This window comes from Halorubrum cibi, from assembly GCF_900182635.1.
In the GTDB taxonomy this organism is placed as follows: Archaea; Halobacteriota; Halobacteria; order Halobacteriales; family Haloferacaceae; genus Halorubrum; species Halorubrum cibi.
The window spans coordinates 34,662-50,496 of sequence record NZ_FXTD01000003.1 but is presented as its reverse complement, the minus strand read 5'-3'; the positions used below and the strand labels follow the sequence as shown (position 1 = coordinate 50,496).

The window sequence follows — 15,835 nt, the reverse complement described above, 5'->3', positions numbered from 1 at the left end:
CGGCTGTGGCGCGCCGGTGAGCGCCCGAAGGGCGCGAACCGCCCGCGAGGGACGCGGCGAGCGGAGCGAGCCGCGAGGCTGGGGAGGCGTGAGGTGCGGGACGGTGCGGGTGGGTGGGACTCAAAGGGGCAGTCGCGAGGACGAAGCCCGGCGACGTAAGCACCGCAGCGAAGGAGCGGAAGCGACTGAGCGAGGAGCACAGCGAGCCGCGCGAGTCATGCGAGGGCGACCGGAGGGAGCCCTCGACCGGCGAACGGCGAAGCCGTGAGCCCTCGCGACTGGGGCTTTGGACGTGTTCACCGCACCAGCAACTACGTATTCTCGATCTCTTTAAACAATTCAGCTGCGGAGAGAAGATAGCTAGTTGAACGTGATGCTGCCGCCGTCGATACTATTGATATCTTCGACCTCGATCGTCTGATCAACGAGGATCGACTCGCTTGGCTGGTGGATGATCCGGATGCGGAGTTCCTCAGTATCTCCAGGAGAGTCTGTAGCATCAAATGATCCTGACTCAACATCTCCGACGGAGAACCGATCCGAGAACTCTCCGGATGCCGTAGCTTCGTTTCCATCCTCATCGGTGACGATGATCTCGAGTGTCTCCGAGTCGATGGGGTCGCCGCCGCCGTGTTCGATGGTGACGTTCTTCTCGTCACTAGCACCGTCCTCGATACTCACGTCTAACTGCGCCGTCGGCTGATTGTCTCCGAGCGAGTCGCCGAGACCGAGAACGAAAGTGCCGATCACGGCCGCGAGGATGACCGTGATGGCGACCATCAGGATGACCCCGATAACGGGGCTTACCGCACGGTCGTCCGAGTCGAAGGGATTGGGTACGTACATGATTGAATGCGCCGTCGATCGCCCGGGAGTCGCTCGATCGTGTGTCAGTCGATATCGCACGTTCGAGGCGTTCTCCCCGCCGATCGTCGGTTATACCAACGTTCGTCCGTCACGTACAAGTACTTATTGACATCTCCCTCGTTTTTGGAACTTGAAACGAATCGGAGACGTTCGTGAGAACGCCCGATCGTTCCGAGTATCGACAGCGTATTTACGTGACGAACGCGTCGATATCGACATGACTCTGGTCGTGGTGCCGGTCCGGTATCCCGTGACGGCCCACTCGGAGGCGACGCTCCGGGAGGGAATTCGCGTGGCCGAGGAGCGCGACGCCGAACTCACCGTTCTCCACGTCGACCTGTATCAGAACAGCGGCGGCGTCTCCCGAAGCGAACTCAAACGCGCCGTCGAGGGCCGGGTCGGCCGGGTCGAGCGCGCCCGATTCGTCATTCGGCGCGGCTTCCTCGTCGAGGAGACCATCCTCGAGGAGATCGTCGCCGAGGACGCCGACGTCGTCGTCATCGGCTCGAAGCAGGCGGGCCGCTGGCGGCGCATGGTCCAGAAGCTCCTCTCGGATCCCGACATCGACTCCTACCTCCGCGACCAACTCGACTGTACGGTGATCACGGTCGACGGCTCCGGGGAAGTCGTTTCGAGCGTCGACGGGTGACCACCTCCTCCTCTCCTCCACACCCCTCGAGATCCCTCGAGGTCTCCCTCTAGCCCCTCAAAACCCCTCACTCGCGGCCGGCGACCTCGTACCGACGCTCGTACTCGATCACGGTCGCGACTCGGTCGGCGATCGCCTCGCCGAACTCCAGTTCGACGACGTACAGCGCCAGATCCAGCCCCGAGGTGACCCCGCCCGCGGTCAGGAGGTCGCCGTCGTCGACGACCCGGGCGTCGACCACGTTCGCGCCCGACTCGCGGAGCTCGTCGACCGCGCCCGCGTGGGTGACCGCCCGGCGGCCGTCCGTGATCCCCGACTCGGCGAGAAGCATCGACCCGGTACAGACGCTCGCGATCCGGGTTCCCGCCTCGTGGTGGTCGGCGAGCGCGGCCGGGATCGCCCCGCGGTTCGCCTCCGCCCACGCGCTCGCGGTCTCGTCGCGTGCGTTCCACCCCCCGCCCGGAACGACGAGCAGGTCGGGCGCGTCGTCGTCGCCGGGCTCGGGGAGGACGCCGTCGACGCCGACGCGGGTCCCGTGGCTCGCTGTCACCGTCTCGCGCTCCTCGAGGGTGACGTAGCGGACGCGACCGCCGCCGTCGCTCGGGTCGTCGCCGGCCTCCTCCCCGGCGTAGCCGATCGCGTAGTCGAACACCTCGTACGGGCCGATCCCGTCGAGTTCGTCGAACCCGTCGTACAACAGCACGTCGACGTTCATACGGGTGGAAGGCAGCCGCGGACCATGTGAGTTCCCCCTGCGGCAGTCCCGGTGCTCGACCGATCCGTCCCGGATCGCGGGGACCGCTCACTCGGCCGGGAACGCGTCGACCACCGCGGCGACGTCGTCGGCGACGCGGTCCCGGTCGATGGTCTCACCGCGATAGGCCCGTTCGACGACCCCGTCCGGGTTGACGAGCAGCGTCACCACGGCGTGCGTGAAGTCGTACCCCTCGATCCGTTCGCTTTCCGTCGTCCGCTCGAAGCCGATCCCCAGCCGGTCTTCGACCACCGCCTCCGCGTCCGCGGGCGATTCCGGCCGTAGGTAGTGCCAGTTTCCCGCCTCCAGATCCACGCCGAGCGACTCGGCGTTCTCGCGGAGCGCCCGCGCGTCGTCGCGCTCGGGATCGAACGTGATCGGGAGGAAGACGACCGAGTCGGTCAGCCCCGCCTCGTCGACGCGGCGTTGGACTCCGACGAGGCGGTGGAGAAGTACCCCGCACTCCGCGGGACACGAGGTGAATATCGCCGTGACGACCGCGGTCCGATCGAGGTCTTCGCTGGCTATCGTCTCCCCGGCGAGCGGCGCGCGAAGCTCGAACTCGGGCAGCGGCTGGCCGTGGGCGGGATACGAGAGGTCCTCGGCGTCCGCGATCTGGTCCTCTTGGGGTTCGAGGACGACTCCCTCCGGCTCGTCGTTCAGCAGTCTCGTCGTACAGCCGGCGACGGTTCCGGTCGCGGCCGCGCCCATCCCCCCGAGCAGCGCTCGGCGTCTCATGTCGGATCCGACGGACTTCCGGGCCATAGTCGGTCTGGTGCGGTCGTCGAACGAGCCACCGATCGCCGACCCCTCGGCAGGATCCACCTCACTCGAAGAGGCTGTCGACCGTCCGGACGAACCGGTCGACGATCCGGTCCGGCAGCGACGGCGAGACGGCGTCGAGCAGCTCGGCGGTCCGTTCGGGTCGAGCCAGTTCGACGGTCATCGGTCGGTCCGCGGACTTCTCGATCACCCCAGCGTCGACGAGGTTCGAGACGTGCCAGGAGATGGTGCTCCGAGCGAGATCGAGGTCGGCGGCGAGCGCCGACGGTCGCGTCGTGCCCTCGGCGTGGAGCCGGAGAAGGACGGCTCTCGCCGTCTCGCGCCGGAGGAACGCGATCGTACGACGCTCCCAGGGGTCGAAGGTCGGATCGAAGTAGTGGGCGCGCCCGGCGACGCGTTCGACGGCTATCTCGTCGTCGCGGACGAGCCGGCGGAGGTGGTACTGCGCCTGCCCGGTGGCGATGTCGAGCTCCCGGCTCACCCGGTTGAAGTGGACGCCCGGCGTCTCGCGAACGTGACTACGTATCCGGGCTCTGGTGTCCACCATGATCCTTGGCGAGGCTACCGGACCGCTGCGTAAAAACCGATCGTGCGTTCCCTCTCGCCGGGAGGGGAGGTGAGATGAGGTGAAGCGAGAGGAGGTGAAGAGAGGAGAGGGAGGAAGAGGAGAGAGGAGAAGGAGGAGAAGGAGGAGAAGGGGAGAAGGAGGAGAAGGGGAGAGAGGAGAAGGAGGAGAAGGGGAGAGAGGAGAAGGAGGAGAAGGGGAGAGAGGAGAAGGAGGAGAAGGGGAGAGAGGAGAAGGAGGAGAAGGGGAGAGAGGAGAAGGAGGAGAAGGGGAGAGAGGAGAAGGAGGAGAAGGGGAGAGAGGAGAAGGAGGAGAAGGGGAGAGAGGAGAGGGAGATCGTGACCGATCGACGGCAGTCAGTCGTCGGCCGGGGGCGCGTCAGTCGACGGGCTCTCGACGGGCCTGTCGGTCGCCTCGCCCTCGACGTCGAAGGGGTACTCGCCGGTCACACAGCCGAGACAGAGGTCCGCCCGACTCGCGTCGAGCGCCTCCGCGACGGCGTCGATCGAGAGGTACGACAGCGAGTCGGCCTCGATCTTCTCACGGATCTCCTCCGTCGACTTGTCCGAGGCGATGAGTTCCTCTCGGGTCGCCATGTCGATGCCGAAGTAACACGGCGCGACGATCGGCGGCGCGCCGATCCGGAGATGGACCTCCTCGGCACCGGCCTCGCGCACCAGTTCGACGAGCTGTGTCGACGTCGTCCCGCGGACGATGGAGTCGTCGATGATGGTGACAGATTTCCCCTCGACGGTCGACCGGATCGGATTGAGCTTCAGCCGGACGGCGCGTTCGCGTTCGTCCTGCGTCGGCATGATGAACGTTCGACCGACGTACCGGTTCTTCATCAGCCCCTCGGCGAACTCGATGCCATCGTCCTCCTCGGGTCGCGGGTCGCCGTCGGCGGTCGTCTCCGCGGCGGCGTCGGCGTAGCCGGTGGCGAACGCTCGCCCGGAGTCGGGGACCGGCATCACCACGTCCGACTCGACACCGGACTCCTCCCACAGCTTGCGACCGAGCTTCCGGCGGACTTCGTAGACGAGTTCGTCGTCGATCACGGAATCGGGGCGCGCGAAGTAGACGTGCTCGAAGAAGCAGTGCGCCGTCGAGTCGGACTCGACGAGCTGATAGGTGTCGTAGCCGGACCCGTCGGGCTCGAGCACGACGAGCTCGCCGGGGCGGACGTCGCGGATCAGCTCCCCGTCGAGGGTGTCGATGGCGGCCGACTCGCTCGCGAGCACGTAGCCGTCCTCGAGTTCCCCGATACACAGCGGGCGGTTCCCCATCGGGTCGCGCACGCCGAGGACGGTGTCGTCGTGGGTGATCGCGAGCGAGTAGGAGCCGTGGATCCGGTTCATCGTGTGTTTGACCGCCCGGACGAGGTCCTCCTCCAGCAGGTTCCGCGCGAGGTCGTGCGCGATGACCTCCGTGTCGCCGTCGGAGGTGAACGCGTGGCCGGCGGCCGCCAGTTCCTCGCGGACCTCGTCGGCGTTCACGAGGTTCCCGTTGTGTGAGAGCCCCAGCGATCCCGACTTGAACGACACCGAGAAGGGCTGCGCACAGCTCTTGTCGAGGCTACCGGCGGTCGGATACCGGACGTGGCCGATGCCGGTCGAGCCGGCCAGCGACTCCAGATCGCCCGGGTCGAAGGCGTCGCCGACGAGGCCCCGCTCGACGTGGCTGTGCTGCTGGAACCCGTCGTGCGTGACGATCCCAGCGGACTCCTGTCCGCGGTGTTGGAGCGCGTACAGCGCGTAGTACAACGGCCGCGCGGCGTCCCTCTCCGCGAGCGAGACGCCGACGACGCCGCACTTCTCCCGCGGCTCGTCGTCGGCGTGGTCCCCACCGGCGTTCATGTACGCGACCCTGGGACGGGAACCGATAAAAACCCTCGTGTTCGTGGTTTTCGAGCCCACATGTACTCCCGGTATTATCCACGAGTATGGATCATCACGCGTGAAACGGGAGACCGCGGGAGCGTCCGGTCCCGGCCGGATCACCCCCCGCCGACGAGCTCGTCGAGCCGATCGAAGTACGTCTCTCGCGGGACCTGATAGGCCGCCCGGTAGTCCACGTCGCCGGCGGCGAACCGCGCCGCGAGGTCGACGGCGGCGGCCGCACCGGCCTCGCGCGACCCGTGCGTCTCCGCGACCGCCTCGATCTCGGGTTCTAAAAAGAGGACCACGTGCCACTCGTCGGTCGCGTACTGGCCCGATCCCGGACGGGCGTTCCGCGCCCCGTTGGTCAGGTAGATCGTCGGCAGACACTCGGCCGGGATCTCGTCGCCGTCGAAGACGTCCGGGCGGTAGACGAGGATCGCCCGTCCGCTCGGCTCCTCGTTCCACACCCGCCAGCCGTCCGGCAGCGCCTCGAAGCTCATGGATCGATTCCGACCGTCGAGGAGTTAAAACGTCGCGCTCGCGTCGCCGGAACGAGACCGTTGGGATCAGTCGACGACGTCGGAGCCGCCCGGCGGCAGGAACTCCTGGAGCCGGTCCGCGCTCGCGACCTTCCGCACGAACGACTGGTCGGCGAACCGCTCTTTGAGGGTCCGATACACCATCATCGCGGCGTCGTTCTGGGCGTACATCCCCGGCTCCAGCGTGACGCTCGTCGCCGCCCGTCCCTCGATCGCCGAGGGCGGCCCGCCGATCGCCCGGGTGACCGGCTCGCACTGGACGCCGACGGCGACCCGGCAGGGCACGTCCTCGAAGTAGGTGCGGTCGCCGCGGATCACGAAGCTCCCCTTCTCGATGTACTCGCCGCTCTCGGGCGTCTTCGACACCTGGTCGGGCTCGACCATGTACGCGTCGCCCGCACCGCGGCCGTCCTTCCAGTCCGAGGAGTACGAGACCGCGAACTGCGCGGCCTCCCGCAGCGTCTCCTCGGAGAAGTCCACGGGGTCCGCCGACTCGGAGGGGCCCGCCGCCTTCAGAAGCGTGACCGGCCCGCCGTGGGCCTGCGTGTGGAAGAAGCGGTCGTGGTTGCCCATGTATTTTTTCACCAATTCCTCGTTCTGGTCGGCGTTGCGCCCGCCGATGACGAGGTAGCCCGACGACGTGTGGAACCACCGGAACCGCTCGTACCAGTCGTCGGGGCTCCGGATCGGGATCGACGACCGCGAGAGCCAGTCGACCTCGTACTCCTCGTCCTCGCCGTCGCCCTCTCCGTCCTCGCCGTCACTCGCCGGGCCGCCGTCCTCGTCTGCCGCCTCCCACTCGGCTTTGCGCTCCTTGACCGCCTCCAGCTCCCGCCGGGTCGACTCGATCGCCTCCTCGGCTCCCGCCTTCTTCTCCTCGATCCGTTTCGCCTCCCGGTAGAGCCGGTCGGCGTTCACCTCGACGCCGTCGTCGGCCTCCAGTTCGACCGTCACGGTTCCGCCGGCGTCGTCGCCCTCGCCGCTTTCGCGGTCGAGCTCGACCGTCACCGTCCCCGCGCTCCCGTCGACGTCGACGACCGCCTCCGCGGCCGCGATCCCGCGTTCCGCGCCCGCCGCGAGAGTCTCCTCGATCTCCTCCCACGAGACCTCGTTCTCGCGGGCCTCCCGGACCGTCGAGAGCACCTCGTCGACGAGGTCGTAATGGGCGTACACGAGCTCCGCGCGCTCGCGCTCCGTCTCCGCCTGCTCCTCGAACCCCTCGATCGCGCCGCGCTGCTGTTCGATGATCCGCTCCTGTTTGGCGATCTCCTCCTCGAAGTCCGGCCGGGACGGCGAGGCGTCGGCGGGGGCGTCGGCCTCCTCCGCGTCGTCGCGCGCCAGCCGATAGAAGTACTCGTCGACGGCGGCGTTGAAGGAGTCGAACCCGACGCTCGGGAGCCCCTCGCGTTCCGACAGCGGGAATGGCGTGACATCGACGACGGGGCGGTCGCCCGACTCCGCGTCCGCGTCGTCGAGCTCCGCGTCCCCGAGCGGCTCCTCGTAGACGCGCGGGTCGATGTCGCCGGAGCGGAGCCGCTCGGCGATGCGCTCGAGCGCGCCGTGGAGCGCCCGGTAGACCTCCTCGTCCGCCTCGTCGATCGGGATCTCCTTCTCGACGCCGGCGCGGGAACACACTTCCTCGGCGTAGAGCCCGCCGAGGTTGAGCTGGGTGGCGAGCGTCCGGACCACGTCGGTGTCGGACTCGTCCATGTGGCGGGCGAACGCGTCGAGGCTCACGTCGAGCGGGTTGAGCCGGGAGGCGGGGTACTCGTACTGCGCGCCGGGCGCGACCGTGCGGGACTTGAGCCGGACGGTCGACAGCGAGCCGACGACCTCGCCGGTCTCGTCGAGCGCGGCCACGTTGCCCTGCCCGAACAGCTCCGCGACGAGCGTCGTGTTCTCGTCCTCGCGCTCGAACTCGAAGGTGAGGATGCGGTCGAACTCGTACTGGGTGACGCCCGCGAAGTCCGCGCCCGACAGGCGGTTCCGCAGCATCTTCGCGAAGTTCGGCGGTCGTCCGGGCGCGTCGGCGACGTGGGCGGGGTCCGCGACGTGCGCGCGCTTCACGTCGCCGACCTCGATCATGAGCTCGACGCGGCCGTGGTCGAAGTCGCGTAGCTTCAGCCGGAGCAGGTCGTCGTCGTAGAGGTACGCCTTGTCGACCTTCGCGCCCTCGTACCGGCCGAGCTCGGTGACGAGCGCGCTCAGGTCGATGCTCGATAGCTCCCGCTTCGGGTCCATACGGGCCCCACACGCGGGCCGGGAAAAGGCGTGTCGTTGTGCGGGCGGAACGGTAGGACGGAACGGTAGGACGGAACGTGCGGAAACGGAACCGGCGACGCGGGCGAACGACGGCTACAGCAACCGGATCGCGATCGCGCCCACGACGAGGAGCGCGACGTGGAAGGCGGCGTGTGCGACCATCGCGGTCTCGAGCGAGCGACGCCAGAACAGCCAACCGAGCGCGACGCCGACGATCGCGTTCAACAGGACGGTCCTGACGATAAGCGCCGGCGTCAGTCCGATCGAGGACGCCAGCACGGGGAGGTGTCCGAGCCCGAAGAGGACGGCGCTTGCGAGGATCGCGACCCACATCGTCGCCGCGGATGGCGTCTCGGTCCCGGCCTCAGCGCCGCCCCCGGTTCCGCCGCCGACCGCCCTCCCTACCCGCCACAGGACGAACGCGATCGGAGCCATGATCCCCCACCGGAGCAGGATCTCCTCCGTGATCCCGCCGTAGAGGAGTCGAACAGGGATCGACGGCGCGAGGGCGCCGAGATCGTCCGCGTCGGCGACCACCTCGCCGGCGGGCAACCTGACGAACGGCGCGGACGCGACGTCGAGGACCGCGACGACGGCGAACAGCGACGCGCCCGTCACGACCGCGAGCGGGATCGACCGCCGGAGGGCCGCCCAGTCCAGGGTCCCGCCCGACGCCCACGCGAAGACGTGGGACGTGAGTCCGATCCGGGGCGCGGCGGCCGAACCGAGGGTCGTGAACACGATCAACAGCAGCGTCGAGTTCACGGCCGCGAGGAGCACGAGCGCGAGGAACGGCAGCGACTCCAGTTCCGGGATCGCCCGGAGGACCGGGACGCTGTCGACCGCGACCGCGACGACGCCGAGCGTCCCGAGTACGAACAGCGCCGTCGCGCCGCGGACGGACGCCCGCCACCCTCGCGGGCGGTCTCCCGTCGTTCGTGGGCGGTCGGCCGTCGTTCGGGAACGATCAGCCATCGTTCTCGGGCGTTTCGTCGTCGAGATCGGACACTCCGTCGTCGAGATCGGATGCGCCCTCGTCGCGATCTGGTCCTCGATCGGGTTCGTCGGCCGCCTCCCGGCGGTCCGAAACGAGGTCGAAGGACGCCTCGATGTCTCCGAGAACGAGGAGCGCGTAGTACCGGAGGTACGTCACGACGGGGACCTGTGCGAGCGCCCAGATGATGATCATCAGCAGGCCGAACACGACGGCGAGGCCGACGAGGGCCGCGAACCCGACCGTCGACGAGAGCGAGACGGAGACGTGGACGATCCCGGCGACGACGACGAACGGAACGGCGAGTAGGATCGCGACGATCCCAACCGCGATCGACGCGATCAGTCCCACCGCGACCGTCAACAGAAAGGCGATCACGGCGTAGGCGAGGTACTGCTTCCACTCCGCCCTGATCGACCCCCAGAGCCGACGCCACGCCGCGAGGACCCCCGAATCGAAGCGGATCATGACGGGGACGGCGAATACGGTCGTGAACCCCGAGACCAGCCCGTAGCCGACGCCGACGACGAACAGCACCGGGATGCCGGCGAGGAACGCCACGAACGGGACCGCGAGTCCGCGTCCGGTGAGAAGCGGGACGAAGAGCAGCGCGAGCCAGCCGAGAACCAGCGCGAGCATCGGGAGCCCGATGGCGATCCGGAAGCCGAACAGGCGGAGCCCCTGTCGCCAGCGGCGACGCCAGTGGTGCCGGATCGACACCTCGCCGGTCCGGAGCGACTCGATCAGGACGAACTCCATGACTGCGCCGACGAACGCGAACAGCGCGCCGAGGAGGACGACCGCGCCGACGAGCGCCGCGACGATCACCAGGGGATCGGCGGGGAGGGCGTCCGCGAGGCCGTTCGGGAGCGACCCGGGAACGTCGCCCGCGGGGATCTCCTCGGACGGGGCGGAGGCGTTGAACTGCGCCGACGGGAGGCTCACGCCGCCGCCGACGAAGAAGACGACGAACGCGAGTTTCAGCCAGCGACGAACGTCGATCGGGGTCAGGAACTCGCGGGTGACGCCGAAGGCTCGCTCGATCTCGTCGACCGCGTGGAGGGACATACCGGACCGATCGCCAAGCGTCGAGTTAGCCGTTTCGGTGGCTCAAACGCCCGGTTCACAGTCGCTTCGACACGTACGGCCCGTCCTGATGGTACCCCAGCTTGTTCCGGTAGTACTCTCGCGCGCCGATCCCCGAGATGACGGCCGCCTTCCGGTAACCCGCCTCGCGGGCGAGCTCCTCGGCGCGCTCGATGAGCTTCCGGCCGTACCCCTGATGCTGCCAGTCGCCGTCGCCGCCGATCGCGACCTCGCTGCCGTACACGTGAAGCTCGCGGATCAGGGCCGCGTCCTCGAGCTCGCGGCGGATCGCGTCGCCCTCGGTGCCGGGCGCGCCGGGCTGGTCGGGCGCAAAGGAGGGGAACCGCAGCCGACAGAACCCGACGAGCAGGTCGCGGACGGGGTCCTCGAAGGAGACGAAATGCTCCGTCCCGCCGCCCGCCTCGTAGGTCGTGACGTCGAGTTCGACGTCGTCCGGGTCGGGGTCGGCGTCGTTGTGGCCGACCTCGCGGGCGCGGATGTCCCGCTGGACGATCCCCTTCTCCTCCGCCCGCCGGTCGGCGAGCTGCCGGAGGTTCGACTTCCAGACGCCGCCCTCGATGAAGTCCGCGGGAATGTCCCGTTGAACGCGCTGGAGGCGGGTGTACTTCGGGATGACGTCCATGACCTCGGCGACGAGGTCGGCGGCCTCCTCGTTCGAGAGCGGCTCGAACTCGTCCCGCTTCCAGCGGTCGTACACGCGGGTCCCGCCGACGACCAGCGTCGGGTAGATCTTGAGGTAGTCTGGCCGCCACGCGGGGTTCTCGAACAGCTGGCGGAAGTCCTCGAGACACATCTCTCTCGTCATCCCCGGCTGGCCCGGCATCATGTGGAAGCCGACCTTGAACGCGGCGTCGCGGAGGCGGCGGTTGGCGTTGCGGGAGGCCTCGTTGCCGTGCCCGCGGTGCATCTCGCGGTTGATCCGTTCGTAGGTGGTCTGGACACCGACCTCGACCTTGGTGCCCCCGAGATCGAGCATGCGGTCGATCTGTTCGGGGTCACACCAGTCGGGCTTCGTCTCGAAGGTCGTCCCGATGTTGCGGATCGCGTTCGTCTCGTTCTCCGCGATCACGTCCTCCAGGTACGCGAACTCGGTCTCCTCGGGGTCGGGCGCGAACGACTCACCCTCGGCGGGCTCGGGCTCCTTCTCGAGGTCGTAGTCGTTCATCGCCTGGAGCGCGCGCTTCACGAACCACTCCTGGTAGTCGTGCGAGCGCGCCGTCATCGTCCCGCCCATCAGGATCAGCTCCACCTTGTCGACGGGGTGGCCGATCTTCCGGAGCTGTTCGAGCCGGAGGGTGACCTGCCCGTACGGGTCGTAGTCGTTCTGCTCGCCGCGGGCGGCGGCCGGTTCGTGGCCGGTGTAGGACTGCGCGGAGGAGAACTCCGAGGCCGGCCCGCCGGGACAGTAGAGGCACTTCCCGTGGGGACACAGCTTCGGCGAGGTCATGATCGCCACGGGCGAGACTCCGGAGGCGGTCCGGACCGGCTTGCGGCGGACCACCTCGATCACGTCGTCGCGGGCCTCCGCAGGAGCGTGATCGAGGATCTCGGTGTTCTTCGGCACCTTCGGCGAGGAGAACGCCGAGCAGGCGTCGAGCTTCGCGGACTCGAGGTTCTCCCGGTCCACGTCGCCCGCGAGGATCCGGTCGACGAGGTGCTCGCAGGTCTCGACGAACGCCTCGGGCTCGGCGTCGTCGGAGTCGTCGGAACCACCGGAGCCGGAACCCGCGTCGCTCGGCGCGTCGGTACTCATTGCCCCATTTCGACGGGTTTCGGAGTTAAGCGTGTCGGGCCGGAACGACCCCGCCCACCTCAGCGGTCGAGGAACGGGGGCGCGACGACCTCGGCGCGCTTCTCGTCGCCGCGCACGACGACGCTCACCTCGGTTCCGGGCTCGGCGTGCTCCTCGCGGAGGTAGCCGAGTCCGATCGGCTCGCCCAGCGTCGGGCTCATCGTGCCCGAGGTGAGGTGACCGATCCTGGTCAGGTCGCCGTCGGTGACGGCGTAGCCGCTTCGGGGCACCCCACGCTCGAGAAGCTTGACGCCGGTGAACGTCTCGTCGGGACCGCCCGCGTCGCGCTCCGCCGCCAGCGCGTCGCGGCCGACGAACTCCGTGTCGAGGTCGACGACGAACCCGATCCCCGCCTCGTAGGGGGTCCGCGGCTCCTCATCGGGGTCGAAGTCCTGTCCCGACAGCAGAAAGCCCATCTCCATCCGGAGGGTGTCGCGAGCGCCGAGTCCGCACGGCTGGACGTCGAAGGCCGACCAGACCGCCTCGGCGTCGCCCGCCGGACACATCACCTCGAAGCCGTCCTCCCCGGTGTAGCCGGTTCGCGCGGTCCAGCTCGTGACGTCGGCGATCGTCGCAAGCGTTGCCCGGAACTTCGACAGATCCGTGACCGCCTCTCCCGAGGCGGACGTGCCGTCACCGAGTGGCCCCTCCATCGCGTCGACCGCCTCCGGCCCCTGGACCGCGAACATCGCCCACTCGTCGGTCGCGTTCGCGACGGCGGCATCGAGGTCGTGCTCGTCGCGGTAGTCGACCCAGCGCTCGGCCGCCTCCTCGTCGTGGCCCGCGTTGGGGACGAGGAGGTACGCGGGATCGCCGCTCGTCGCGTCCAGGTCGCCGTCGGTTTCGACGACGAGGTCCGACAGCGACGCGGTCGCCGACCCGGCCTCGACGCCGTCGGGAAGCCGATAGACGACCGTGTCGTCGAGCATGACCCCCTCCTCGTCCGTGATCGCGGCGTACTGGGAGTCGCCCGGGTCGAGCGCCGCCGCGTCGTTCGTGGTCAGCCGGTTCATCAGCGTCGTCGCGTCCGGTCCGGACACCTCGAGTTCGCCCATGTGCGAGACGTCGAACGCGCCGACGGCCTCGCGCACGGCCGCGTGCTCCTCGCGGATCGAGTCGAACTCGACGGGCATCTGCCACCCGCCGAAGTCGGTGAACGTCGCGCCGCGCGCCTCGTGAACGCCGTGAAGCGGAGGAGTCCGTTCGCTCATACCGGCACCACTCCGGGACGTACCTAATGTCTTGTCATCGGAGAGATTCCGTCTTCCACCGTCGACGGTCCCGCCGGTACCCGCGGCCCGCCCGGCGACAGCCTCAAGTCCGATCCGGCCCCGATACGACACGTGATCCGCGGTCCGAGAGAGCGGTTCGGGCCCGCCGTCGCCGTCGTCGCCGTCGCCCTTCTCCTCGTGACGGTCGTCGGCGCGTGGCCCCCGCTCGTCGCCGTCGAGAGCGGGAGCATGGAGCCCGCGGTCGAGCGGGGCGACCTCGTCGTCGTGACGGCGGTCGACCGGTTCCCGTGGAGCGAGCCCGTCGGGAGCGACGCGGACGACCCACCGACGCGACTGGACGGGGCCGGCGACGTCGTCGTCTTCACCTCTCCGGTCGATCCGCGTCGACCGATCCTCCACCGGGTCGCGTTCCGCGTGACCGCCGGGGAGGACTGGACCGACCGGGCGGATCCGGACCTCCTCGACGGGGCCGACTGTACCGACATCGCGACGTGTCCGGCCCCCTACGACGGCTACGTGACCTACGGCGACGCGAACGGCGAGTACGACCAGAGCGCCGGGATCGCGCCGGTCGTCCACGAGCGACTCATCCACGCGAAGGCGCTCGTCGCGATCCCCCATCTCGGACACTTCCAGCTCGCCGTCGACGCGGCGGTCGCCCGGTTCGGGGTCGTACCGGCCGGCGTCGGGATCCTCGTCGCCGTCTCGCTCGTCAGCGGGACCGGCGCGTTCCTGGTCGGCCGTGTCCGCGAGGGCTGGCGCACCCGGAACGACCGGAAGGGCGGGCGCCGGCCGCCTCGATAGCGAGCGCGGCCGGTTCGGGACCGTCGAAGCCGATCACCTACTCCGCGTCGCCGGAATCGTCGCCATCATCGCCACCAACGCCGCCGTTCCCGTTTCCCTCGGGATCCTCGGTTCCCTCCGGATCTCCGTTTCCCTCTCGACCCTCCGTTCTCTCCGGGTCGCCCGACCCGTCGCTGCCGGCCGTCTCCGACAGGTCCCCGTCGAGCGTCACCGAGTCGCTGGCGGCGTTGCGGAGGGCGTCCGACCGACCGAACTCGCCGGGCGCGATCGCCAGCGTCCGGATGCCGTACCCGTTGGCCGTCTCGAGTACGGGCTTGAAGTCGGTGTCCCGCGAGGCGATGGCGAGCGTCTCCATCCGCTCCTCGGCGGCGAAGCGGGCGGCGTCGACCGCGAGCTTCACGTCCACGTCGCCGCTCGTCACGACGACCTCGAACCCGCGCGCCTCGGCCGCCTGGATCAGTCCGGGCGTGGCGTGTTCGTCCAGGTAGAGCCGGGTCGTCACGAGCCGTCCCTCCGCCTCCGCCGCCTCGCGGACGTCGTCGAGGTCGACGTCGAACTCCTCGCGCAACACGTTCGGCCCGTCGACGAATAGCGCGACGCCGGCTCGTTCCGAACCGTCACGTTCCGCGTCGCCCGGACTGCTGGTCTCCATGGTCGCTCTCGGCGGCCGCCGGAAAAAGGCGTGCTGATCCGCGGTCGCCCCGCTTGCTCCGCCCGCCCTGGTCGCTTCTGCCGTCCGGAAGCTAACAGACCGGCTTCGGGTTGACGCCCATCGACTCGAGGCCGTCGGTGTACTCCTCGTAGGCCGCACCGATCGCGCCGCTCGCGGCCTCGCGAGCGCGCTCCCACGCTTCCTCGTCGTCGCCGCACTCGGCTTCGAGGAGGTCGCTCGCCCGTTCGAGTTGCGCGTCGAGGTCGTCGCCCATCGAGCGGAACAGCCCCGCGGTCTGCGGGTCCGCGTTGCCGACGAAGAAACCCGTCACCTGCGTCTTCGACTTCTCGGCCGCGAGCGTCCGGCCGACGAACCCGCCGAGCCGTTCGACGGTGTCGTCGAGCCCGCGGAGGTACGACTGGATCGCGGGCGTCTCGCCGGGCTCGTGGCCGTCGAGTTCGCCGGCGACCGTGTCGTAGTGGGCGCGCTCCTCGCGGGCCGTCTCCGCGAACGCCTCGGCGACGTCGCCGTCCTCGCTCTCCGCCCATGACTCGTACGTCTCGGCCGCGTGGTGTTCGGCGGTCGCGGCGGCGGAGAGGACGGCGTCGGGCTCCATCTCGCCTTCCGTGTCCGCGAACAGCGACTTCGACGAGCCGAGCCGAGAGAGGGCGGTCTCGTTGTCGTCGCGCACGGCGTCGATGAATTCCTCGGGAGTCATGCTACTCGGTACCGTCTCCGAGTAGTTGTATGCGACGGTCGGCGTCGAAAACGGGTGCGCGTTCGGTTCGATCGGTCGTCGGTTTCGCCACGAGACCGACTCCTTCGTTACGCTCAGTCGTCGACTTCGCCCTGCTTCGCGGGTCGCTACGCTCCCCGTTCGATCTTCCGAAATCCACTCCTTCGCTGCGCTCAGTCGTCGACTTCGCCCTGCTTCGCGGGTCGCTACGCTCCCCGT

General features: G+C 69.0%; 15 protein-coding genes. 2 read left to right on the top strand and 13 right to left on the bottom strand.

The window, feature by feature from the left end:
- Nucleotides 1-360: 360 nt before the first annotated feature.
- Complete coding sequence (locus tag FN829_RS04630) at nucleotides 361-780, bottom strand: type IV pilin (protein WP_449272320.1); 420 nt, start codon at nucleotides 778-780, stop codon at nucleotides 361-363.
- 304 nt (nucleotides 781-1,084) lie between these two features.
- On the opposite strand from FN829_RS04630, the gene FN829_RS04625 reads away from it, so the two are divergent.
- Nucleotides 1,085-1,516, top strand: a complete 432-nt coding sequence (locus FN829_RS04625) for a universal stress protein (protein ID WP_142985834.1) — start codon at nucleotides 1,085-1,087, stop codon at nucleotides 1,514-1,516.
- 67 nt (nucleotides 1,517-1,583) lie between these two features.
- On the opposite strand, the gene FN829_RS04620 is transcribed toward FN829_RS04625, so the two are convergent.
- The 10 genes from FN829_RS04620 to FN829_RS04570 all read right to left on the bottom strand — a co-directional run bounded on the left by FN829_RS04620 (nucleotide 1,584) and on the right by FN829_RS04570 (nucleotide 13,403).
- Nucleotides 1,584-2,231, bottom strand: coding sequence for a DJ-1/PfpI family protein (locus FN829_RS04620; RefSeq protein ID WP_142985833.1), 648 nt, complete (start codon nucleotides 2,229-2,231; stop codon nucleotides 1,584-1,586).
- 87 nt (nucleotides 2,232-2,318) lie between these two features.
- A complete protein-coding gene (locus FN829_RS04615; protein ID WP_142985832.1) occupies nucleotides 2,319-3,008 on the bottom strand; it encodes an SCO family protein in 690 nt (229 codons plus the stop codon).
- Nucleotides 3,009-3,096: 88 nt separating this feature from the next.
- Nucleotides 3,097-3,600, bottom strand: a complete 504-nt coding sequence (locus tag FN829_RS04610; protein WP_142985831.1) for a winged helix-turn-helix transcriptional regulator — start codon at nucleotides 3,598-3,600, stop codon at nucleotides 3,097-3,099.
- 374 nt (nucleotides 3,601-3,974) lie between these two features.
- Nucleotides 3,975-5,474, bottom strand: coding sequence for an amidophosphoribosyltransferase (gene purF / locus FN829_RS04600; RefSeq protein ID WP_142985830.1), 1,500 nt, complete (start codon nucleotides 5,472-5,474; stop codon nucleotides 3,975-3,977).
- Nucleotides 5,475-5,614: 140 nt separating this feature from the next.
- Nucleotides 5,615-5,998 (bottom strand): DUF5820 family protein, encoded by a 384-nt coding sequence (locus FN829_RS04595; protein ID WP_142985829.1) that lies wholly within the window; start codon nucleotides 5,996-5,998, stop codon nucleotides 5,615-5,617.
- Between the two features lie 66 nt (nucleotides 5,999-6,064).
- Complete coding sequence (rqcH, locus tag FN829_RS04590; protein WP_142985828.1) at nucleotides 6,065-8,278, bottom strand: ribosome rescue protein RqcH; 2,214 nt, start codon at nucleotides 8,276-8,278, stop codon at nucleotides 6,065-6,067.
- A gap of 114 nt (nucleotides 8,279-8,392) precedes the next feature.
- On the bottom strand, nucleotides 8,393-9,274 hold the full coding sequence (locus tag FN829_RS04585; protein ID WP_142985827.1) for a CPBP family intramembrane glutamic endopeptidase: 882 nt from the start codon (nucleotides 9,272-9,274) through the stop codon (nucleotides 8,393-8,395).
- Complete coding sequence (locus FN829_RS04580) at nucleotides 9,267-10,361, bottom strand: DUF7544 domain-containing protein (RefSeq protein ID WP_246066443.1); 1,095 nt, start codon at nucleotides 10,359-10,361, stop codon at nucleotides 9,267-9,269. The genes FN829_RS04585 and FN829_RS04580 overlap by 8 nt, the downstream gene beginning before the upstream one ends.
- A 55-nt stretch (nucleotides 10,362-10,416) precedes the next feature.
- The gene (locus FN829_RS04575) at nucleotides 10,417-12,153 is read right to left on the bottom strand and encodes a tRNA uridine(34) 5-carboxymethylaminomethyl modification radical SAM/GNAT enzyme Elp3 (protein ID WP_142985826.1); all 1,737 of its coding nucleotides are present in this window, start codon (nucleotides 12,151-12,153) and stop codon (nucleotides 10,417-10,419) included.
- Nucleotides 12,154-12,212: 59 nt separating this feature from the next.
- Entirely contained in the window at nucleotides 12,213-13,403 is a 1,191-nt protein-coding gene (locus FN829_RS04570) for a glycine cleavage system aminomethyltransferase GcvT (protein WP_142985825.1), read from the bottom strand.
- 132 nt (nucleotides 13,404-13,535) lie between these two features.
- Here FN829_RS04570 and FN829_RS04565 point away from each other — a divergent pair, with 132 nt between their 5' ends.
- Nucleotides 13,536-14,228 (top strand): S26 family signal peptidase, encoded by a 693-nt coding sequence (locus FN829_RS04565; RefSeq protein ID WP_142985824.1) that lies wholly within the window; start codon nucleotides 13,536-13,538, stop codon nucleotides 14,226-14,228.
- Between the two features lie 37 nt (nucleotides 14,229-14,265).
- Here FN829_RS04565 and FN829_RS04555 read toward each other — a convergent pair whose 3' ends face one another.
- Nucleotides 14,266-14,880, bottom strand: a complete 615-nt coding sequence (locus FN829_RS04555; protein ID WP_246066442.1) for an NYN domain-containing protein — start codon at nucleotides 14,878-14,880, stop codon at nucleotides 14,266-14,268.
- Nucleotides 14,881-14,971: 91 nt separating this feature from the next.
- Complete coding sequence (locus FN829_RS04550) at nucleotides 14,972-15,598, bottom strand: rubrerythrin family protein (RefSeq protein ID WP_142985823.1); 627 nt, start codon at nucleotides 15,596-15,598, stop codon at nucleotides 14,972-14,974.
- Nucleotides 15,599-15,835: the final 237 nt, after the last annotated feature.

Bases quoted from the DNA above. Each gene is read 5' to 3' on its own strand.
- FN829_RS04575 (WP_142985826.1), bottom strand. From the start codon at position 12,153: ATGAGTACCGACGCGCCGAGCGACGCGGGTTCCGGCTCCGGTGGTTCC.
- rqcH (WP_142985828.1), bottom strand. From the start codon at position 8,278: ATGGACCCGAAGCGGGAGCTATCGAGCATCGACCTGAGCGCGCTCGTC.
- FN829_RS04595 (WP_142985829.1), bottom strand. From the start codon at position 5,998: ATGAGCTTCGAGGCGCTGCCGGACGGCTGGCGGGTGTGGAACGAGGAG.
- FN829_RS04580 (WP_246066443.1), bottom strand. From the start codon at position 10,361: ATGTCCCTCCACGCGGTCGACGAGATCGAGCGAGCCTTCGGCGTCACC.
- FN829_RS04615 (WP_142985832.1), bottom strand. From the start codon at position 3,008: ATGAGACGCCGAGCGCTGCTCGGGGGGATGGGCGCGGCCGCGACCGGA.
- FN829_RS04625 (WP_142985834.1), top strand. From the start codon at position 1,085: ATGACTCTGGTCGTGGTGCCGGTCCGGTATCCCGTGACGGCCCACTCG.
- FN829_RS04585 (WP_142985827.1), bottom strand. From the start codon at position 9,274: ATGGCTGATCGTTCCCGAACGACGGCCGACCGCCCACGAACGACGGGA.
- FN829_RS04555 (WP_246066442.1), bottom strand. From the start codon at position 14,880: ATGGAGACCAGCAGTCCGGGCGACGCGGAACGTGACGGTTCGGAACGA.
- FN829_RS04630 (WP_449272320.1), bottom strand. From the start codon at position 780: ATGGTCGCCATCACGGTCATCCTCGCGGCCGTGATCGGCACTTTCGTT.
- FN829_RS04570 (WP_142985825.1), bottom strand. From the start codon at position 13,403: ATGAGCGAACGGACTCCTCCGCTTCACGGCGTTCACGAGGCGCGCGGC.
- FN829_RS04610 (WP_142985831.1), bottom strand. From the start codon at position 3,600: ATGGTGGACACCAGAGCCCGGATACGTAGTCACGTTCGCGAGACGCCG.
- purF (WP_142985830.1), bottom strand. From the start codon at position 5,474: ATGAACGCCGGTGGGGACCACGCCGACGACGAGCCGCGGGAGAAGTGC.
- FN829_RS04550 (WP_142985823.1), bottom strand. From the start codon at position 15,598: ATGACTCCCGAGGAATTCATCGACGCCGTGCGCGACGACAACGAGACC.
- FN829_RS04620 (WP_142985833.1), bottom strand. From the start codon at position 2,231: ATGAACGTCGACGTGCTGTTGTACGACGGGTTCGACGAACTCGACGGG.